Annotated in this window: 24 protein-coding genes; 7 read left to right on the top strand and 17 right to left on the bottom strand. The window is 64.9% G+C overall.

What is annotated here, in order from left to right:
• Positions 1-71: 71 nt before the first annotated feature.
• The 15 genes from rpsQ to rpsL all read right to left on the bottom strand — a co-directional run bounded on the left by rpsQ (position 72) and on the right by rpsL (position 9,619).
• Positions 72-314 (bottom strand): 30S ribosomal protein S17, encoded by a 243-nt coding sequence (gene rpsQ, locus LG047_RS11765; RefSeq protein WP_036285018.1) that lies wholly within the window; start codon positions 312-314, stop codon positions 72-74.
• 12 nt (positions 315-326) lie between these two features.
• A complete protein-coding gene (gene rpmC, locus LG047_RS11760; protein WP_036285016.1) occupies positions 327-533 on the bottom strand; it encodes a 50S ribosomal protein L29 in 207 nt (68 codons plus the stop codon).
• 11 nt (positions 534-544) lie between these two features.
• On the bottom strand, positions 545-958 hold the full coding sequence (gene rplP, locus LG047_RS11755; protein ID WP_036285015.1) for a 50S ribosomal protein L16: 414 nt from the start codon (positions 956-958) through the stop codon (positions 545-547).
• Positions 959-995: 37 nt separating this feature from the next.
• The gene (rpsC, locus tag LG047_RS11750) at positions 996-1,751 is read right to left on the bottom strand and encodes a 30S ribosomal protein S3 (protein ID WP_036285013.1); all 756 of its coding nucleotides are present in this window, start codon (positions 1,749-1,751) and stop codon (positions 996-998) included.
• 12 nt (positions 1,752-1,763) lie between these two features.
• Positions 1,764-2,150, bottom strand: coding sequence for a 50S ribosomal protein L22 (gene rplV, locus LG047_RS11745; protein ID WP_227966849.1), 387 nt, complete (start codon positions 2,148-2,150; stop codon positions 1,764-1,766).
• A 5-nt stretch (positions 2,151-2,155) separates the two neighbouring features.
• Positions 2,156-2,434: a 30S ribosomal protein S19 gene (gene rpsS / locus LG047_RS11740; protein WP_016917716.1), complete on the bottom strand. Its 279-nt coding sequence runs from the start codon at positions 2,432-2,434 to the stop codon at positions 2,156-2,158.
• A 3-nt stretch (positions 2,435-2,437) separates the two neighbouring features.
• Entirely contained in the window at positions 2,438-3,277 is an 840-nt protein-coding gene (gene rplB / locus LG047_RS11735; protein WP_036285008.1) for a 50S ribosomal protein L2, read from the bottom strand.
• A gap of 22 nt (positions 3,278-3,299) precedes the next feature.
• The gene (locus tag LG047_RS11730; RefSeq protein ID WP_036285005.1) at positions 3,300-3,596 is read right to left on the bottom strand and encodes a 50S ribosomal protein L23; all 297 of its coding nucleotides are present in this window, start codon (positions 3,594-3,596) and stop codon (positions 3,300-3,302) included.
• The gene (rplD, locus tag LG047_RS11725; protein ID WP_036285001.1) at positions 3,593-4,213 is read right to left on the bottom strand and encodes a 50S ribosomal protein L4; all 621 of its coding nucleotides are present in this window, start codon (positions 4,211-4,213) and stop codon (positions 3,593-3,595) included. The genes LG047_RS11730 and rplD overlap by 4 nt, the downstream gene beginning before the upstream one ends.
• 3 nt (positions 4,214-4,216) lie before the next feature.
• The gene (gene rplC / locus LG047_RS11720) at positions 4,217-4,939 is read right to left on the bottom strand and encodes a 50S ribosomal protein L3 (RefSeq protein ID WP_227966848.1); all 723 of its coding nucleotides are present in this window, start codon (positions 4,937-4,939) and stop codon (positions 4,217-4,219) included.
• A 51-nt stretch (positions 4,940-4,990) separates the two neighbouring features.
• Positions 4,991-5,299: a 30S ribosomal protein S10 gene (rpsJ, locus tag LG047_RS11715; RefSeq protein WP_003613511.1), complete on the bottom strand. Its 309-nt coding sequence runs from the start codon at positions 5,297-5,299 to the stop codon at positions 4,991-4,993.
• A gap of 118 nt (positions 5,300-5,417) precedes the next feature.
• Positions 5,418-6,608: an elongation factor Tu gene (gene tuf / locus LG047_RS11710; protein WP_036281236.1), complete on the bottom strand. Its 1,191-nt coding sequence runs from the start codon at positions 6,606-6,608 to the stop codon at positions 5,418-5,420.
• 47 nt (positions 6,609-6,655) lie between these two features.
• Positions 6,656-8,731 carry an elongation factor G gene (gene fusA / locus LG047_RS11705; protein WP_227966847.1) on the bottom strand — a complete coding sequence of 692 codons (2,076 nt, stop codon included), beginning with the start codon at positions 8,729-8,731 and terminating at the stop codon, positions 6,656-6,658.
• Positions 8,732-8,764: 33 nt separating this feature from the next.
• Positions 8,765-9,235 carry a 30S ribosomal protein S7 gene (gene rpsG / locus LG047_RS11700; RefSeq protein WP_036284989.1) on the bottom strand — a complete coding sequence of 157 codons (471 nt, stop codon included), beginning with the start codon at positions 9,233-9,235 and terminating at the stop codon, positions 8,765-8,767.
• Between the two features lie 12 nt (positions 9,236-9,247).
• Positions 9,248-9,619, bottom strand: coding sequence for a 30S ribosomal protein S12 (rpsL, locus tag LG047_RS11695; RefSeq protein ID WP_026015930.1), 372 nt, complete (start codon positions 9,617-9,619; stop codon positions 9,248-9,250).
• A gap of 538 nt (positions 9,620-10,157) precedes the next feature.
• On the opposite strand from rpsL, the gene LG047_RS11690 reads away from it, so the two are divergent.
• Positions 10,158-10,397 carry a YdcH family protein gene (locus tag LG047_RS11690; protein WP_036284984.1) on the top strand — a complete coding sequence of 80 codons (240 nt, stop codon included), beginning with the start codon at positions 10,158-10,160 and terminating at the stop codon, positions 10,395-10,397.
• Here the strand turns inward: LG047_RS11690 and LG047_RS11685 are convergent.
• Entirely contained in the window at positions 10,394-11,161 is a 768-nt protein-coding gene (locus tag LG047_RS11685; protein ID WP_227966846.1) for a HugZ family protein, read from the bottom strand. The two genes, LG047_RS11690 and LG047_RS11685, sit on opposite strands and share 4 nt — an antisense overlap.
• Before the next feature lie 323 nt (positions 11,162-11,484).
• On the opposite strand from LG047_RS11685, the gene LG047_RS11680 reads away from it, so the two are divergent.
• The 5 genes from LG047_RS11680 to LG047_RS11660 all read left to right on the top strand — a co-directional run bounded on the left by LG047_RS11680 (position 11,485) and on the right by LG047_RS11660 (position 15,515).
• Positions 11,485-12,183: a response regulator transcription factor gene (locus LG047_RS11680; RefSeq protein ID WP_036284982.1), complete on the top strand. Its 699-nt coding sequence runs from the start codon at positions 11,485-11,487 to the stop codon at positions 12,181-12,183.
• Between the two features lie 45 nt (positions 12,184-12,228).
• Positions 12,229-14,136: a stimulus-sensing domain-containing protein gene (locus LG047_RS11675; RefSeq protein ID WP_227966845.1), complete on the top strand. Its 1,908-nt coding sequence runs from the start codon at positions 12,229-12,231 to the stop codon at positions 14,134-14,136.
• A complete protein-coding gene (locus LG047_RS11670) occupies positions 14,133-14,597 on the top strand; it encodes an HPr kinase/phosphorylase (RefSeq protein WP_227966842.1) in 465 nt (154 codons plus the stop codon). The genes LG047_RS11675 and LG047_RS11670 overlap by 4 nt, the downstream gene beginning before the upstream one ends.
• A 205-nt stretch (positions 14,598-14,802) precedes the next feature.
• Positions 14,803-15,204: a PTS sugar transporter subunit IIA gene (locus LG047_RS11665; RefSeq protein ID WP_036284976.1), complete on the top strand. Its 402-nt coding sequence runs from the start codon at positions 14,803-14,805 to the stop codon at positions 15,202-15,204.
• The gene (locus LG047_RS11660) at positions 15,201-15,515 is read left to right on the top strand and encodes an HPr family phosphocarrier protein (protein ID WP_036284973.1); all 315 of its coding nucleotides are present in this window, start codon (positions 15,201-15,203) and stop codon (positions 15,513-15,515) included. Before LG047_RS11665 ends, LG047_RS11660 begins: the two co-directional genes overlap by 4 nt.
• A gap of 1 nt (position 15,516) precedes the next feature.
• On the opposite strand, the gene LG047_RS11655 is transcribed toward LG047_RS11660, so the two are convergent.
• Positions 15,517-17,496, bottom strand: a complete 1,980-nt coding sequence (locus LG047_RS11655; protein WP_227966840.1) for a bifunctional diguanylate cyclase/phosphodiesterase — start codon at positions 17,494-17,496, stop codon at positions 15,517-15,519.
• Positions 17,497-17,652: 156 nt separating this feature from the next.
• On the opposite strand from LG047_RS11655, the gene LG047_RS11650 reads away from it, so the two are divergent.
• A complete protein-coding gene (locus LG047_RS11650) occupies positions 17,653-19,470 on the top strand; it encodes a glucan ABC transporter ATP-binding protein/ permease (RefSeq protein WP_227966839.1) in 1,818 nt (605 codons plus the stop codon).
• Positions 19,471-19,633 lie beyond the last annotated feature (163 nt).

Genomic DNA, 19,633 nt, shown 5'->3' with positions numbered 1-19,633 from the left:
GGTCTGGTTTCGGCAACTGCCGACTTCGTCCGGAAAAATGTCAATTCCGACTGCGCGAGGGCTCCGGCCGTTCAGGCCTTCGGAGCGTCCTCGACGACCCGCCAGCGCTTCAGTTTCGAGATCGGCGCCGTCTCTTCGATGGTCACCGAGTCGCCGACCTTGAACACGCCGTTCTCGTCATGCGCATGATAGTTTTTCGTGCGGCGCACCGTCTTCTGGAACAGCGGGTGGGTGAAACGGCGCTCGACCTTCACCACCACGGTCTTGTTCTGCTTGTCGCTGACGACGACGCCCTGGAGAATTCGCTTCGGCATGGCGCTTTGACCTTACTTTTCCGTGCGCTTCAGCGCGGCGATGGTTTTGGCGCGGGCGATGTCGCGACGAACGACGCGCACGCGGGATGTGTTCTCGAGCTGACCCGTCGCCTTCTGGAAGCGCATGTTGAACTGCTCCTTCTTGAGCTTCAACACTTCCTCGTTGAGCTGGTCCTCGGTCATCGCCTTGATGTCGGAGAGGCGCTGCTTGGATTTCATGTCGTCCTCCCTTACTCGGCGATGCGTTCGATGAAGCGAGTCTTGATCGGCAGCTTCGCCGCGGCGAGCGTCAGAGCCTCGCGCGCCAGCGGCGCCGGGACGCCGTCGACCTCGAACATGATGCGGCCGGGCGCAACGCGCACCGCCCACAATTCAGGAGCGCCCTTGCCCTTACCCATGCGGACTTCAGTCGGCTTCTTGGAAACCGGCACGTCCGGGAAGATGCGGATCCACACGCGGCCGGCGCGCTTCATGTGGCGCGTCATGGCGCGACGGGCCGCCTCGATCTGGCGCGCGGTGATGCGCTCGGGCTCCAGCGCCTTCAGGCCGAACTGACCGAAGTTCAGCGAGAAGCCGCCCTTGGCGGCGCCGTGGATGCGGCCCTTGAAGGCCTTGCGGAACTTGGTGCGTTTGGGTGACAGCATGATGGGTGCTCTTCAAACCTTAAGCTGTTGGCGCGCCTTACGCAGCGTCGCGCGGTTCGCGGGGCTCGCGGCGACGGCGCTCGCCGCCGCGCTCGCGTTCACGCTCGCCATGGTCGCCGCCCGCAGCCTGCTCGGCCGCGCGCTTGTCCTGGGCCATCGGATCATGTTCGAGGATTTCGCCCTTGAAGATCCAGACCTTGATGCCGCAGGCGCCATAGGCGGTGTGCGCGGTCGCCGTGCCGTAATCGACGTCGGCGCGCAGCGTATGCAGCGGCACTCGGCCCTCGCGATACCACTCGAGACGCGCGATTTCCGCGCCGCCGAGACGGCCCGAGCAATTGATGCGGATTCCCTGCGCGCCGAGACGGATCGCCGACTGAACGGCGCGCTTCATGGCGCGGCGGAACGCCACGCGGCGCTCGAGCTGCTGGGCGATCGAATCGGCGACGAGAGCCGCTTCCGTCTCAGGCTTGCGCACCTCGACGATGTTGATGACCACTTCGCTGCCCGTGAGCTTGCCGACGAGCTTGCGGATCTTGTCGATATCCGCGCCCTTCTTGCCGATCACGACGCCCGGACGGGCCGAGTGGATGGTGACGCGGCACTTCTTGTGCGGACGCTCGATGATGATCTTCGAGACGGCGGCCTGCTTCAGCAGCTTCATGACCGCTTCACGGATCGCCATGTCCTCGTGAAGGAGCTTCGCATATTCGCCCTTGCTGGCGAACCAGCGCGAGTCCCACGTGCGGTTGACGCCCAGTCGCAGCCCGATCGGATTAACCTTCTGACCCATGGTTTTTATCCTTTAGGCGTTCGCTTGCGCTTCGACTTCGCGCACGATGATCGTGAGGTTCGAGAAGGGTTTCTCGACCCGGCTGGCGCGGCCGCGAGCGCGGGCGTGGAAGCGCTTCATGACAAGCGCCTTGCCGACATAGGCCTGGGCGACGACCAGATCGTCGACGTCGAGGCCATGGTTGTTCTCGGCGTTGGCGATGGCGCTTTCCAGCGTCTTCTTCACCTCATGCGCGATCCGCTTTCTGGAGAACTCCAGATCGGCGAGCGCGCGGTCGACTTTCTTGCCGCGGATGAGCTGGGCGAGAAGATTGAGCTTCTGCGGCGACACGCGAATCATCCGCGCGACGGCCTTCGCCTCATTGTCCGCAAGCCGGGGCGGATTGGCTTCCTTCGACATTGCGCTTAGCCCCTCTTGGCCTTCTTGTCCGCCGCATGACCGTGGAAGGTGCGCGTCGGAGCGAATTCGCCGAACTTGTGCCCGATCATGTCTTCGCTGACGTTGACCGGAATGTGCTTCTGCCCGTTATGCACGCCGAAGGTCAACCCGACGAACTGCGGCAGAATGGTGGAGCGGCGGCTCCAGATCTTGATGACCTCGGAACGGCCGGAGGCGCGCGAGGTTTCCGCCTTCTTCAGCAGATAGCCGTCGACGAACGGGCCTTTCCAAATCGAGCGAGCCATGGATTAGCCCTTCTTCTTGCGATTGTGCCGCGAGGACACAATGAAACGATCGGTGGACTTGTTGCTGCGGGTCTTCTTGCCCTTGGTCGGCTTGCCCCAGGGCGTGACCGGATGACGGCCGCCCGAGGTGCGGCCTTCGCCGCCGCCATGCGGGTGGTCGATCGGGTTCATCGTGACGCCGCGGTTGTGCGGGCGACGGCCGAGCCAGCGCGAACGACCGGCCTTGCCGATCGAGGTGTTCATGTGGTCCGGGTTCGACACCGCTCCGATCGTCGCGAAGCACTGGCCGTGGACCAGGCGCTGCTCGCCGGAGTTCAGACGGATGATCACGTAACCCTGGTCGCGGCCGACGATCTGCGCATAAGTTCCGGCGGAGCGGGCGATCGCGCCGCCCTTGCCGATCTTCATCTCGACATTGTGCACGATCGTTCCGACCGGAATATTGGCGATCGGCATGGCGTTGCCGGGCTTCACGTCGACCTGCTGACCGGCGACCACCTCGTCGCCCACCGCAAGACGCTGCGGCGCGAGGATATAGGCGAGCGTGTCGTCCGCATAACGGATCAGCGCGATGAAAGCCGTGCGGTTCGGATCATATTCGATCCGCTCCACCTTGCCGGCGACGTCGAGCTTGCGACGCTTGAAGTCGACGAGGCGATAGGCCTGCTTATGGCCGCCGCCGCGGAAACGGACCGTGACGCGGCCCATATTGTTGCGGCCGCCCTTCGAGGTCTTGCCCTCGGTCAGCGTCTTGACCGGCTTGCCCTTGTAGAGGTCGCTTCGGTCCACGATGACGAGCTGGCGAAGGCTCGGCGTGACCGGCTTGAATGTCTTCAGCGCCATTTTTCTGTCCTCACGCCTTCTCTTACAGTCCGGTCGTCACGTCGATCTTGTGACCCTCGGCCAGCGTCACGACGGCCTTCTTGACGTCGCTCTGCTGGCCGCGGACACCGCGGAACGCCTTCACCTTGCCCTTGCGGACAAGCGTGTTGACGGACTCGACCTTCACGTCGAAGAGGCCCTCGACGGCCGCCTTGATCTGCGGCTTGGTCGCGGTCTTCGCAACCTTGAAGACCACCTTGTTGTTCTCCGAGGCGAGCGTCGCCTTCTCGGTGATGACCGGGGCGACGATCACGTCGTAATGGCGCACGTCCTTGCTCATTTCAGGCGCGCCTCCAGCGCGTCCACCGCGGCGCGGGTCAGGACCAGCTTCTCGCGACGGATGATGTCGTAAACATTGACGCCCTCGACCGGCAGAACGTCGATCTGCGGGATGTTGCGGGCGGCGAGCGCGAAATTCGCCTGCGGCGCGCCGCCGACGATGATGATCGCGTTGTTGAGGCCCGACTTGGCGAAGCCGCCGGCGAGAATCTTCGTCTTCGGCTCGGCGAGTTCCGCCTTCTCCCAGACGATGATGCCGCCGTCCTTCGCCTTCGCCGACAGAGCGTGCTTCAGCGCGAGCTGCCGCACCTTCTTCGGCAGGTCGTGCTCATGGCTGCGGACCTGCGGGCCGAAGGCGCGTCCGCCGCCGCGGAACTGCGGTGCGCGGCCGGAGCCGTGACGGGCGCCGCCCGTGCCCTTCTGCTTGTACATCTTCTTGCCGGTGCGGGCGATGTCTGCGCGGTTCTTGACCGCGTGGGTGCCGGCGCGCCGCTTGGCGAGCTGCCAGCGGATCATCCGGAAGATGAGATCGGTGCGCGGCTCGAGGCCGAACACGTCATCGGAAAGTTCGATCGAACCGGCCGCCTGGCCGTCGAACGACGTGACGTCGATCTTCACGGCTCAGTCCTCCTTCTTTTCTTCTTGCGCAGGGGCGGCCTCGGCCTGTCCGCTGACGCGGAACTTGCCCGGCTGCGGCGCGTCCTTCGGCAGCGCGCGCTTCACGGCGTCGCGCACGAAAATCCATCCGCCGGCGGTGCCCGGAACGGCGCCTTCAACCAGCACCAGACCGCGTTCGACGTCGGTCTGCACGACGCGCAGATTCTGCGTGGTCACGCGCTCGACGCCCATGTGGCCGGCCATTTTCTTGTTCTTGAAGGTCTTGCCGGGATCCTGACGGCCGCCGGTCGAACCATGCGAACGATGCGAGATCGAGACGCCATGCGAGGCGCGCAGACCGCCGAAGCCCCAACGCTTCATCGGGCCGGCGAAGCCCTTGCCGGTCGTGGTGCCCGTCACGTCGACGAACTGGCCGACGACGAAGTGATCAGCGGTGATCTCAGCGCCGACCGGCAGCAGCTCTTCCTCGTTCACACGGAACTCGGCGAGCTTCATCTTCGGCTCGACTTTCGCCGCGGCGAAGCGCGTGCGCTCGGCCTTGGAGACATTCTTCACCTTGGCGCGGCCGATGCCGAGCTGAACGGCGGTGTAGCCGTTCTTCTCCTTGGTCCGCTGCGCGACGACTTGGCAGCCGTCCAGCTTCAGGACCGTGACCGGCACATGCTCGCCCGCCTCTGTGAAGACGCGGGTCATTCCGACCTTTTGCGCGATGACGCCCGACCGCATGTTCAATTTCCTTCGCGAGGCGGCAGTCTGCTGACGCCGCCCAATCTATCCTTAGAGCTTGATCTCGACGTCGACGCCCGCGGCGAGATCGAGCTTCATCAGCGCGTCCACCGTCTGAGGCGTGGGGTCGACGATGTCGAGCACACGCTTGTGCGTCCTGATCTCGAACTGCTCGCGCGACTTCTTGTCGATATGGGGCGAACGGTTCACCGTGAACTTCTCGATCTTGGTCGGCAGCGGAATCGGACCGCGGACCTGGGCGCCGGTGCGCTTGGCCGTCGAGACGATTTCCTTCGTCGACGTGTCGAGAATCCGGTGATCGAACGCCTTCAGGCGAATCCGGATGTTTTGACCGTTCATTGTTCCGTCCTTTGGGACCGCGAGCGGCTCACGCCCGCTTTCATGCGCCGCGCGCCTTTGCGCGCGCGGCCTCGTTCACAAGAGCGAGCCGTAACGACCCGCGGTCCAATTCGCCTTGTTACTCGATGATGCTGGCCACGACGCCGGCGCCGACGGTGCGGCCGCCTTCGCGGATGGCGAAGCGCAACTTCTCTTCCATCGCGATCGGAACGATCAGCGCGACTTCCATCGTCACATTGTCGCCCGGCATGACCATCTCGACGCCCTCGGGAAGCGTCACGATGCCCGTCACGTCCGTCGTGCGGAAGTAGAACTGCGGACGATAGTTCGTGAAGAACGGCGTATGACGGCCCCCCTCTTCCTTCGTCAGGATGTAGGCCTCGGCCTTGAATTTCGTATGCGGCTTGACCGAGCCCGGCTTGCACAGCACCTGGCCGCGCTCAACGTCCTCGCGCTTCGTGCCGCGCAGCAGGCAGCCCACGTTGTCGCCAGCCTCGCCCTGATCGAGCAGCTTGCGGAACATCTCAACGCCCGTCACCGTCGACTTCACCGTCGGACGGATGCCGACGATCTCCACTTCCTCGCCGACCTTGATCACGCCGCGCTCGATACGGCCCGTCACAACCGTGCCGCGGCCCGAAATCGAGAACACGTCCTCGACCGGCATCAGGAACGGCTGATCCTTCGGACGCTCCGGCTGCGGAATGTAGCGATCGACTTCCTGCATCAGCTTCAGGATCGCGTCGTGGCCGATCTCCGGGTTCTTCGACTCCAGAGCGCACAGCGCCGAGCCCTTCACGATCGGAATGTCGTCGCCGGGGAAGTCATACTTCGACAGAAGCTCGCGGACCTCGAGCTCGACGAGCTCCAGAAGCTCCGGATCGTCGACCATGTCGACCTTGTTCAGGAACACCACCAATGCCGGCACGCCCACCTGGCGGGCCAGAAGGATGTGCTCGCGCGTCTGCGGCATCGGGCCGTCGGCCGCCGAAACCACAAGAATTGCGCCGTCCATCTGCGCCGCGCCGGTGATCATGTTCTTCACATAGTCGGCGTGGCCGGGGCAGTCGACGTGCGCGTAATGGCGGTTCTGCGTCTCATATTCGACATGCGCCGTCGAAATCGTGATGCCGCGAGCCTTCTCTTCCGGAGCCTTGTCGATCTGGTCGTAGGCCGTAAATGTCGCGCCGCCCGTCTCCGCAAGAACCTTCGTGATCGCCGCCGTCAACGACGTCTTGCCATGGTCGACGTGTCCAATCGTCCCGATGTTGCAGTGCGGCTTCGTGCGCGAGAATTTTTCCTTGGCCATTGCCGTGCTCCTTTAGAGAGTTCCGTTTACCCGTAGCGTTCGCGAGATCAGGCGTATTTCGCCTGAACCTTCTTCGACTCCGCCTCGGGCACCTGTTCGTAGTGATCGAAAAGCATCGTGTAGCTGGCGCGTCCCTGCGTGCCGGAGCGCAGATTGTTGACGTAGCCGAACATGTTGGCGAGCGGCACCATGGCGTTGATCACCACGGCGTTCGCGCGCATGTCCTGGCCCTGGATCTGGCCACGACGCGAATTGAGATCGCCGATGACCGTGCCGGTGTATTCCTCCGGCGTCACCACCTCGACCTTCATGATCGGCTCGAGCAGCACGGAGCCGCCCTTCTGCAGCGCCTCGCGGGTCGCGGCGCGCGAGGCGATTTCGAAGGCCAGAACCGACGAGTCGACGTCGTGGAAGGCGCCGTCGATCAGCGTCGCCTTCATGTCGACGACCGGGAAGCCCGCGAGAATGCCCGAGGTCATCACGGAGTCGATGCCCTTCTGCACGCCGGGGATATATTCCTTCGGCACCGCGCCGCCGACGATCTGGCTCTCGAACTGATTGCCTGCGCCCGCCTCGTTCGGCTCGAAGACGATCTTGACGCGAGCGAACTGGCCCGTGCCGCCGGTCTGTTTCTTGTGCGTGTAGTCAATCTCGGCGCGCTTGCTGAGACGCTCGCGATAGGCGACCTGCGGAGCGCCGATGTTCGCGTCGACCTTGTAGGTGCGCTTGAGAATGTCGACCTTGATGTCGAGATGCAGTTCGCCCATGCCCTTGAGGATGGTCTGGCCGCTTTCCTGATCGGTCGAGACGCGGAAGGACGGATCCTCGGCGGCGAGTTTCTGCAGCGCGATGCCGAGCTTCTCCTGATCGGCCTTCGACTTCGGCTCGATGGCGATCTCGATAACCGGCTCCGGGAACTCCATGCGCTCCAGGATGACCGGCTTCTGCATGTCGCAGAGCGTGTCGCCGGTGCGGGTCTCCTTGAGGCCGGCGAGCGCGACGATGTCGCCCGCATAGGCTTCCTTGATGTCCTCGCGGTTATTGGCGTGCATCAGCAGCATGCGGCCGATGCGCTCTTTCTTGTCCTTCGTGGAGTTGAGAACGGTCGTGCCCGACTCGATCTTGCCCGAATAGACGCGCGCAAAGGTAATGGTGCCGACGAAGGGGTCGTCCATGATCTTGAAGGCGAGCATGGAGAAGGGCTCGGCGTCGGACGGGTTGCGAACCATCTCCTCGCCCGAGTCCATGTCGACGCCTTTGATCGCCTCGCGATCGATCGGCGACGGCAGGAAGTCGACGACCGCGTCGAGCAGCGGCTGGACGCCCTTGTTCTTGAAGGCCGAGCCGCAGAAGACCGGATGGAACACGATGCCGCGCACAGCCTTGCGGATGAGGGACTTCAACGTCGCTTCGTCCGGCTCCGCGCCATCGAGATAGGCGGCCATGGCGTCGTCGTCGAGCTCGACAGCGGCCTCGATGAGCGCCGTGCGATATTCCTTGGCCTTGTCCAGAAGGTCCGCCGGAATCTCTTCGTCGTGATATTTCGCGCCGAGGCCTTCGTCTTCCCAGACGACCGCCTTCATGCGGATGAGGTCGATGACGCCCTTGAAATTGTTCTCGGCGCCGATCGGCAGCTGGACGCAGACCGGACGGCCGCCGACGCGCGTGCTGATGTCGGACACGCAGCGGAAGAAGTCGGCGCCGATCTTGTCCATCTTGTTGACGAAGACGATGCGCGGAACCTTGTATTTGTCGGCCTGGCGCCAGACGGTTTCCGTCTGCGGCTCGACGCCCTGGTTGCCGTCGAGAACGCAAACCGCGCCGTCGAGGACGCGCAGCGAGCGCTCGACTTCAATGGTGAAGTCGACGTGGCCGGGCGTGTCGATGATGTTCAGACGCTTGCCGTTCCAGAAGGTCGTCGTCGCGGCGGAAGTGATCGTGATGCCGCGCTCCTGCTCCTGCTCCATCCAGTCCATCGTCGCGGCGCCTTCGTGCACCTCGCCGATCTTGTGGCTCTTGCCGGAGTAATAGAGGATGCGCTCCGTCGTCGTCGTCTTTCCGGCGTCGATATGCGCCATGATGCCGAAGTTGCGGTAGTCCTCGATCGGATGCGAGCGGGCCATTACACTGTCCTCGATGAGATCTTCTGCGACGCCTTACCAGCGATAGTGGGAGAAGGCGCGGTTGGCTTCCGCCATGCGATGGGTGTCTTCGCGCTTCTTCACGGCGGCGCCGCGGTTGTTCGACGCGTCGAGCAACTCGGCCGACAGACGGTCGACCATGGTCTTGTCGTTGCGGGCCCGCGCGGCCGTGATGATCCAGCGGATCGCCAGGGCCTGACGGCGCTCGTTGCGCACTTCGACCGGCACCTGATAGGTGGCGCCGCCGACGCGACGGGAACGAACCTCGATCGCCGGCGCGACATTGTCGAGCGCCTGCCTGAAGACCGCGAGCGGGTCGCTCTTGGCCTTCGCCTCGACCTGGTCCAGCGCGCCATAGACGATCTGTTCGGCGGTCGACTTCTTGCCGTCGTACATGATCGAGTTCATGAATTTCGCGAGAACGATGTCGCCATACTTGGCGTCCTCGATGACTTCGCGCTTTTCCGCCCGGTGACGTCTCGACATCGGAAGGTCTCCTTACTTCGGACGCTTCGCGCCGTATTTCGAACGGCGTTGCTTGCGGTCCTTGACGCCCTGCGTGTCGAGCACGCCGCGCAGAATGTGATAGCGAACGCCCGGAAGATCCTTCACGCGGCCGCCGCGGATCATGACCACGGAGTGCTCCTGAAGGTTATGGCCTTCGCCGGGGATGTAGCCGATGACCTCGAAGCCGTTCGTCAAACGCACCTTGGCGACCTTGCGAAGCGCGGAGTTCGGCTTCTTCGGGGTCGTCGTATAGACGCGCGTGCACACGCCGCGCTTCTGAGGGCACGCGCCGAGATGGCGGGCCTTCTCGCGGTAGGTCTTCGGGTGCCGCGGCTTGCGGATCAACTGGCTGATCGTCGGCATTAACAAGTGTCCTTCGCTTCGAGCGAATGGCGGATTTCGTGGATGACCCGGCTGCGCGTCCGTGTGGAGGCGCAAACGAGCGAAGCGCCGATGGCCGCGAAGCCAAGGCGCTCCTGACGCAGAGGACCCCGGCGAACCGGGATCGTGCCTTCCTGTCCGACGCCGCTAGGCGACGGGATGATTACCAAACCGGTTTTGCAGCCGGCGTAACTTGGCGGTCACAGGCAAGGCGACAGCGTTTAAGTTCGAAAGGTCGCGAACGAGGCGCTCGCCGACGGCGTGAACTTACGGCCTGTCGAAAGTGGGCGGAACCTAATCGCGAGGCGCCGCGACGTCAAGCGGAGATTCGATCGTCACGAAACAATTTCTTTGCAATTGTTCCATCGTCGGGAGAACGCGCGACGGAAGGCCGCACGACAAAGACGTTCGCGGCCTTTCTCTCCCGCGACGGACAAGGCTAGAATAGCGCAGCTGACGACGACCTCCGGCCGCCGTCGCAAACAAGCCACAACATGAAGAAGGTTCTGGAGACAACTAAATGAGCCACGTCGCGCATGAGCTGCATGAAGAATTTCCGGAGAAGGCCCAGGCGATCCATACGCTGAAGACCAGCAATGCGCATTTCGCCCGCATCGCCGAGGAATATCATACGCTCAACCGCTCCATTCATCGCATGGAGACCAATGTAGAGCCGGCCGACGACGCCACGATCGAGGATCTCAAGAAGAAGCGCCTGTCGCTGAAAGACGAGATCGCGACCTTCCTCGCGACCGCCTAGGCTTCCCCGGCGAGGCGGGCGAGCTCCGACAGGGCCTCGCGCGCCTCCTGCGGCGTGGAAACCGCCCGCGGAAACGTCAGCCGCGCCGTTTCATCGCCGCTGACGAGATCAAGGCCGTCGGGGTCGATTCCGCTGGCGCGCCAGTTTCCGGGGTTCGCCCGGTCGAGCTTCTCCGCGCATAACGCCAGCGCGCTTGCCTGGTCCGCGTTCATCTCATCGACAAGTCGCGCCTCCCCGTCGATCAGCGCCTGCGCGCCGCTGACGTCCGAAAGAATATGCTCGGGGCCGAAACCTGCTGCGCGGGCGAATCCGCCGTTGAGGTGAACGGCGTCGATCTCGGCCCGCCAGAAACCGAAATCCGCGAAGTCGGCGTAGAGGCTGGCCTTCGGATTCCGGCGCAGGTACCGGCCGCGGACGAGCGGGTCCTTCGTGGGCGCGGCGATCGCGTTGAGCGTAAGGCGCGGATGGGCCATCGGATCGCCGCGTCCACCCTGCGCCAGCAGCAGCGAACAGCGCGCGTCGCGTTCGAGATAGCCCGTGTGGCGCGCAAGCTTCGAGAGCAGCAGAATCGGCGCTCCGTCGTAGTCGGTCGCGATGGTCGTGAGCGTCGCGAAAGGCGCGCCGGCGTCCGTCAGCGTCGCGAGCGTGGCGACGCGGATGGCGCGCAACAGACGCCGGGATTCGGCGGCCGGATCGAAGTCGGGATCCTGCCGGGGATCCCTCGGGATCGGCGCGAGGCCTGCGCCCCGATTGCCTATCGTCATGATTTCGCCTGTTTTTTCTTGCCAGAACGTGAGCAGGGTGCGTTATGAGATAAAAGAGTATATAAGTAAAAGAGGAAGTCGGCGCAGCCGCCGCAACTTCCTTTGTGCGTCGCCGACGGTTGCAGTTTCAATCGTCTGCCACATTTCGGCCGTGATAGGCCCGGACTTTGTCGACGCCGAGAGCCGCCCGCGGGTCGCCGGGCGAGAGACTCGACCGGCGTAGCGCCGCCCCTGGCGTAGGACCGGGTGTTTCAGCCGGCGCTGGAAAGCGCCCCGACGCGTTACATGACGCAGCCTGTCGCCGCCAACAACAAAGGGTGATCATGCCGACCATCGCTCTCGTCGACGACGATCGCAACATCCTGACCTCAGTGTCCATCGCGCTCGAGGGAGAGGGGTATCGCGTTCAAACCTACACCGACGGCGCCCAGGCGCTGGACGGCCTGCGCGCCAATCCGCCCGACCTCGCGATCTTCGACATCAAGATGCCGCGCATGGACGGAATGGAGCTCCTGCGCCGCCTGCGCCAGAAATCCGACATTCCGGTGATTTTCCTCACCTCCAAGGACGAGGAGATCGACGAATTGTTCGGGCTCAAGATGGGCGCGGACGATTTCATCCATAAGCCCTTCTCGCAGCGGCTCCTCGTCGAGCGCGTGAAGGCGATCCTGCGCCGCGCCAATCCCAAGGAAGCCGCCGCGCAGAAAGAGACCGAAGCGAAGGTGCTGGAGCGCGGGCTGCTGGTGATGGACCCCGAGCGCCACACCTGCACCTGGCGCGGCGATCCCGTCGTGCTGACCGTCACGGAATTCCTGATCCTGCAGTCGCTCGCGCAGCGGCCGGGCGTGGTGAAGAGCCGCAACGCCCTGATGGACGCGGCCTATGACGATCAGGTCTATGTCGACGACCGCACCATCGACAGCCACATCAAGCGGCTGCGCAAGAAGTTCAAGGTCGTCGATCCCGATTTCGAGATGATTGAAACGCTTTACGGCGTCGGATACCGCTTCAAGGAAATGTAGCGCCGGCCCATGTCACCATCGTCCCCGCGAGGGGTAACGCGAGCTATGAGCGCATCCGACGGCAGCGGCGACATCGCCGACGTGGAGAAACGCCCGGACGAGGCTCGGGCGCGAGAAAGCGGTCCCGCCCAAAGCGAACGCGTCGCCCAACCGCGTCCGGCGCGGACGGGGCGCGCGCTCTCCCTGCGGCTGAAGCGCCTGTCGCGCCTCGTTCAATCGCACCTGTCCTCCTCGCTCACGCGGCGCATCGTCGTGCTCAATCTCGGCGGGCTCGTCGCGCTGCTGGGCGGGTTTCTCTATCTCAACCAGTTCCGCGAGGGCCTGATCGACGCCCGCGTGCAGAGCCTGCAGACGCAGGGCGAGATCATCGCGGCCGCCATCGCCGCGTCCGCGACGGTCGACACCGACGCCATCACCATCGACCCCGAGAAGCTCCTGAAGCTCGCGCCGGGCGAAAGCGCCAGCGCGAGCGAGGGCCAGCCGTCGCTCGAATTTTCGCTCAATCCCGAGCGCGTCGGCCCTCTGCTGCGTCGTCTCGTCTCGCCGACGCGGCTGCGCGCGCGCATTTATGACCGCGACGGCTACCTGCTGCTCGATTCGCGCTCTGTCACGGGTCGCTCGAACATCCTGCGCTTCGAGCTGCCGCCGTCGGGCGGACAGCCGACGACGCTGGACGCCTCGTCCTTCCTTCAGCGCTCCCTCGATTTCCTGCGCCGGCTCGTTCGCCGTCCGGAACTGCCGCTCTACGAAGACATCGGCATGGGCAACGGCAAGACCTATCCCGAAGTCGGCAGCGCGCTCGAGGGCCACGCCCATTCGGTGGTTCGCGCGAATGAAAAGGGCGAGACCATCATCTCCGTGGCTGTGCCCGTGCAGCGTTTCCGCTCCGTGCGCGGCGCGCTGCTGCTCTCGACGATGGGCGGCGACATCGACGCGATCATCGCCACCGAGCGCTGGGGCATCATCCGCATCTTTCTCGTTTCCGCCGGCGTGATGCTGCTGCTGTCGCTCTTCTTCACCAACACCATCACCGAGCCGATGCGCCGCCTCGCCGAGGCGGCCGAGCGCGTGCGCCGCGGCGCCAAGTCGCGTCAGGAAATTCCCGATTTCTCCGACCGTCAGGACGAAATCGGCCATCTCTCCGGCGCGTTGCGCGACATGACGACCGCGCTTTACAACCGCATCGAGGCGATCGAGCACTTCGCCGCCGACGTCGCCCATGAGCTCAAGAATCCGCTGACGTCGCTGCGCAGCGCGGTCGAGACATTGCCTATTGCGAAGACCGACTCCGCGCGCGACCGCCTGCTCGCCATCATCAAGCACGACGTCGGCCGGCTCGACCGCCTGATCAGCGATATTTCCGACGTCTCGCGTCTCGACGCCGAGCTCGCCCGCGCCGACATGGATCACGTCGATCTCTCCGCCGCTCTGCTCACCGTCGTCGACGTCGCCCGCGCCGTCGATCGCGGCGACGGGGTGAAAATCGAATTGACGATGCGTCCCTCGCCGGCGGAGCCCCCGCGCAGGCGATGGCGCGTGCTCGGCCATGATTCGCGGCTCGGCCAGGTCTTCAACAATCTCATCGACAACGCCCGCTCCTTCTCCACGCCCGGCGGCAGCGTGCGCGTGCTGCTGTGGCCGGAACGCGCCAAGGGCCCCGGCGGCGTCCAGCTCGAGGGCTATGAGATCATCGTCGACGACGACGGGCCGGGGATTCCCGAAGGCGCTTTCGATCGCGTCTTCGAGCGTTTCTACACCGACCGCCCGGAGGCGGGCTTCGGGCAGAACTCCGGCCTCGGCCTCTCCATCTCGCGCCAGATCATCGAGGCGCATGGCGGGCGCATCCGCGCGCTCAACCGCACGCGCCGGCATCCGCAGGGCACGGACGAGCCGGAGCCCGACGACGTCGTGCTCGGCGCGCGATTCGTGGTCTGGCTGCCGGCGGCGCGATGAGCGGCTCGCCGGCGAGCGTCCACATCCACGCCAACGCCCTTGTCATCGGAGAGCGCGGACTGTTGCTGCGCGGCCCCTCCGGCGCGGGGAAAAGCGCGCTCACCCTCGCGCTGATCGCGCAGGCGCAGGCGCGCGGCGATTTCGCCCGTCTCGTCGGCGACGACCGCGTTGCAATCGAGGCGCTGGGGGGACGATTGATCGCCCGGCCGCATCCCGCAATTCGCGGATTGATCGAGGCGCGCGGCGAAGGGCTGCTCGAGATCCCGCATGAGCCCGCTTGCGTCATTCATGCGGTCGTTGACCTCTGCGAAGCCGAAAGGCCGCCGGAACGCTATCCGGAGGAGGACGAGAAATGCGCGAAACTGCTCGGCCTTACCCTGCCGCGACGGCGCCTCGCGGGCGGCGGCGACGCCGCAGTCGCACAGATTTTCAATTTTATTCAATCAGTTACGATAAAATAATACGCCAATGTTCTTTTTACTTGCGAATTTCGCCGCGTTGCACAAAATGTCGCCCCTGTCCGGCGCCTGGCGAAATGAGAAGTGGCGCGACGGTTTTGCTTGTATATGCTGCCGCGGGCGACGAACCGCCGCCGCGGGCATAAGATATCATCCGTCACCAAGGCATCTGCGCAGCTCGAGACGTCTTCATGAGTGGTAGGGTCGAATGATCGGAATGGTCCTGGTGACCCATGGCCACCTCGCCACGGAGTTTCGCGCCGCGCTCGAACATGTCGTGGGCCCCCAGGAGCAGCTCGTCGCGATCTCCATCGGCCCCGAGGACGACATGGAGCGCCGCCGGCGCGACATCATCGAGGCCATTCGCGAATCCGACAGCGGCGACGGCGTGGTGCTGCTGACCGACATGTTCGGCGGGACCCCGTCGAATCTCGCGATCTCGGTCATGAACGGCGGCAAGGTGGAAGTGCTCGCCGGGGTGAACCTGCCGATGCTCATCAAGCTCGCCTCGGTGCGCGACACGGCTCCGCTGGAGCAGGCCGTTCTGGCGGCGCAGGACGCCGGCCGCAAATATGTTTATATCGCCAGCAAGGTTCTCAATTCGAAATGACGGATCTCATGCCCGACACGCAGGAGCCGGCTGCGCAAAGCGCCCTGTCTCGCGATCTTCCGATCATCAACAAGAAGGGCCTGCACGCCCGCGCAACGGCCAAATTCGTGCAGTGTTGCGAAAAATTCGACGCGGAGATCACCGTCTCCAAAGAAGGCGAGACGGTCGGCGGCAGCTCGATCATGGGCATTCTGACGCTTGGCGCCGGCAAGGGCTCGACGATCACCGTGACCGCCGCCGGCCCGCAGGCGAAGGAAGCGCTCGACGCGCTGGAGGCGCTCGTCGCCAACCGCTTCGGCGAGGAAGAATAGATCAGGGCAGCATTCCGCCCGCGGCGGACGCCGGCTCCAGCCGGTCGGGCCGCCAGGCGGCGAGAAAGGCGAGAAACTCCTGGCGCGGCAGCGGCCGGCTGATGAGATAGCCCTGCGCCTCGCTGCAGCCCACATTTCGCAGCCATTGCAATTGCGCGAGCGTTTCGACGCCTTCGGCGACGATCCTCATGTCGAGGTCCGCGGCCATGCGCGTCACGCCCGTGACGATGGCCGCGCAATCCTTTTTCGTGAGCACGTCGCCCACGAAGCTGCGGTCGATCTTGACCCTGTGCAGCGGCAGTTTGCGCAGATAGTTGAGCGACGAATAGCCGGCCCCGAAATCGTCGAGCGAGATGCTCAGCCCGGCGCCCGACAATTTCCTGATCGCGGCGTCCGAAACCTCGTCATCGGCGAGAAGCGCTGTCTCCGTGATTTCAATCTCGATTCTGCTCGGCTCCGCCTGCGTGCGCGTCAGAGCCTCGAACACGCAATCGGGAAACTCCTGCCGGCGCAGCTGCAAAGGGGAAATATTGATCGCCACGCGAAAATCGGGCGGGAAATGCGCCGCCGCGGCGCAGGCTTCCTCTATGACCCATAGCCCGATCTCGTCAATGAACCCGGTCTTTTCCGCGAGCGGAATGAACAGGGACGGCGCGACCTGCCCTCGCGTGGGGTGGTTCCAGCGCAGCAAGGCCTCGCATCCGACGATCTTGCCTGTCGCGACATTGATGATCGGCTGAAACACCAGCGCAAGCTGCCGCAGGCTGATCGTGCGCCGCAAATCGAGCTCCAGCGCGCGGGATTCGCGCGATTCCATGTCGTGGTTCGATTCGAACAGCCGCCAGCAGCCACCGCGCTGCTTCGCCTGATAGAGCGCGATGTCGGCGCTTTTGACCAGTTCGCGCTGATCGGCGCCGTTGATCGGCGCGAGCGCGCCGCCGACGCTCGCCGCCCCGTAGATCTCGCGGCCCTCGATGAGGAATGAATCGTCGAAACAGAGAATTATCCGCTCCGCCAGGGCGACGGCGTTTTCCCGACCGTCGACGCCATTTGCGATGATGGCGAATTCGTCGCCGCCGAGACGCGCGACGACGTCATAGCCCCGCAGGCAGGCGCGCATGCGCTCCGCCGCCGCGACCAGCAGCTCGTCGCCCGCCGGATGGCCGAGCCGGTCGTTGATCGTCTTGAAATTGTCGAGGTCGACGCAAAGCAGCAGGAATCCCGCCCCGGTGCGCGACATGCGCGCGAATTCGCGTTCGATGGCGTCGGTGAAGCCCAGGCGATTCGGAAGGCCGGTCAGAGCGTCCGTCCTGGCCTGCTGCTCGGCGTCCATATGCGTCAGCACGCGCTTCCTTAGGTTTTCCGCGTCGACGAAGACCGTGCGCAGCAGGACGGCCACGTAGATCGCCAGCACGATGGCGATGCGCATGTGGTCGGGATCGCCGCCGCGCAGAAACGTCGCCTCGGAAGCAATCACGATCGGGCTTATGAAGGCCAGCGCCGCGAGCGGAGCGGTCGCAAGGGCGAAGGCGCCGCCGAAAAGCATCCCGGCGGTGAGCGAGACGACCATGAGCCGGCCGCCGCTGTCCGCGTCGATGAAAAACAGGGCGGGGACAGCCGCCCAGAGCGCGCCCAGAAGGAGGGCGTTGAAGACGGCGCGCCGCGAGACGCGGGACAGCCTCGATGTCGTCAGACGCTTGCAGGCGCGCCGCCGCGCGCGCAGGTAAATGTAGCCGACGACGGCGATCAGCGCGCTCGCCCAGAGCGTCGCCGCGCCCGCCATCGGCGTGTCCCAGAGCGCGGCGAGCAGCACAAGCGCGTTGCAGAGATTCGCCGCCATCATTCCGGGGGTGTTTCGCCACACAGCCGCGAGTTGCTCCTCCTGCAATCGCTCGGCGGCGTGCGGGTCGGCCGGAGCCGCGAACAGGCTGCGCATCCGCTCCAGAAATGACCTGACATACGTCACCGGGGATCCCACCATTCTAGCGGCCTCTCGACGCTTCCCGCGCGGGGCGACGGTATCCGGTCAAGCCTGCGCGGGGCTGTCGTCGCCGATGGCCCGCAAGCGGCGTCCGGGCCTTGCGCGGGGGCGTTCGCCCCTGTAGAGCGCCTGACGGGGCATATTGCGGGCTTTTCGATGTCGGTTCTTTCCATCTACGCCCGCGTCCTCGGCCTGTTGCGGCCGCAGGCGCGGCTTGTGATGATCCTCGTGGTCGCCAATCTGGCGCTCGCCGTCGCGCAATTCGCCGAGCCGCTGCTCTTCGGCCGCATCATCGACCGCATGACCCGCGCGCAGGCGCCGGGCGAGACGCTGACCTGGGGAGACCTTCTGCCGCTCGTCGCCGCCTGGGCCGCTTTCGGCATCTTCTCCATCGGCGGCGCGATCCTCGTCGGCCTCAACGCCGACCGGCTGGCGCATCGCCGCCGACTCGCGGTGATGTCGGATTATTTCGACCATGTGCTGAACCTGCCGCTGACCTTCCACACCAATGTGCATTCGGGCCGGCTGCTGAAGACGATGCTCGACGGCGGCGCCGCAATGTTCGGCCTCTGGCTGTCCTTCTTCCGCGAGAACTGCGCCTCCTTCGTCGCGCTTTTCATCCTTTTGCCAGCAACGCTGCTGGTGAACTGGCGCCTCGGCGCGCTGCTGATGGTTCTCGTCGCCGTCTTCTATTTCGCGACCAGCTTCGTGCTCAGGCGCACCGAGCATCTGCAGGGGCTGGTCGAGCGCTACAACTCCTCGCTGGCCGAACACGCCTCCGACACGCTCGGCAATATTCCGGTCGTGCAGAGCTTCACGCGGATCGAAAGCGAGTCGCAGGCGCTCAACCGCATCATCGACGACGTGCTCGCGGCGCAGATTCCCGTGTTGTCGTGGTGGGCGCTGGTCGTGGTCGCGAGCCGCGCCTCGGCGACGCTGACCATTCTCGCGATCTTCCTGCTCGGAACCTATCTGCACCTGCACGGCCTCGCCACGATCGGCGAGATCGTCACCTTCATGAATTTCGCGACCATGCTCATCGGCCGTCTCGAGCAGGTCGTGGGCTTCGTCAATGTGCTGTTCCAGCAGTCGGCGAAGATAAAGGACTTCTTCGACGTGCTCGACACCAAGCCCGCCGTCGCCGATCGGCCCGGCGCGCGGGACGCCGGCCGGCTCAAGGGCGTCGTCTCCTTCGAGAACGTCGCCTTCTCCTATGACGGGCGCCGGCAGGCGGTGCGCGATGTGAGCTTCTCGGCCAAGCCCGGCCAGACCATCGCGCTCGTCGGCTCCACGGGCTCCGGCAAATCGACGACGCTCGGCCTGCTGCACCGCGTCTTCGATCCAGACGAGGGCGCGGTGAAGATCGACGGCGTCGACATCCGCGACTTCACGCTCGTCTCGCTTCGGCGCAACATCGGCGTGGTGTTTCAGGAGCCCATGCTCTTCGCTCGCACGATCGAGGAAAACCTGCGCATCGGCAATCCGGACGCGACGGATGAGGAAGTCGCCCGCGCGCTGCAGCTGGCGCAGGCGACGGAATTCGTCTCGCGCCAGAGCGACGGACGCGAGACGCGCGTGGGCGAGCGCGGCCGATCGCTCTCGGGCGGCGAGCGCCAGCGCCTCTCCATCGCCCGCGCGCTGCTGAAGGACCCGCCGATCATGGTCTTCGACGAGGCGACCTCGGCGCTCGACGCCACGACCGAGCGGCTGATCCAGAAGGCGCTGGAGGCGGCGACCAAGGGACGCACGACCTTCGTCATCGCCCATCGCCTGGCGACGGTGCGCAATGCGGACGTGATCCTCGTCTTCGATCAGGGCGAGATCGTCGAGAGCGGCTCCTTCGAGACGCTCGTCGAAAAGGGCGGGCGCTTCGCGACGCTGGCGGCGGCGCAATTCATGACCGAGCCCACGACGCCGACGACGCCGCTCGACGGCGTGCACGAGGCGACGGCCCCGCAGGTGCGGGCGGGGTAAGACGCGCCGACCGGCGCGTTCTGGTTGACCGTTGTTGACCCAAAGCAGCCGTTCACTAACCGGGTAACACGCGATCTTCCCGACTACGGTGCGACCGGTTGAAGCCCGTGCTAAAAATAGTCGCTACAGTGCAAACTCCGGGCTCCAGAAGCGCCATTCGATT

Source organism: Methylocystis sp. WRRC1 (assembly GCF_020733155.1).
GTDB lineage: Bacteria > Pseudomonadota > Alphaproteobacteria > Rhizobiales > Beijerinckiaceae > Methylocystis.
Note: the sequence above shows the minus strand (reverse complement) of the source record. Positions and strands in the feature narration are given on the sequence as shown.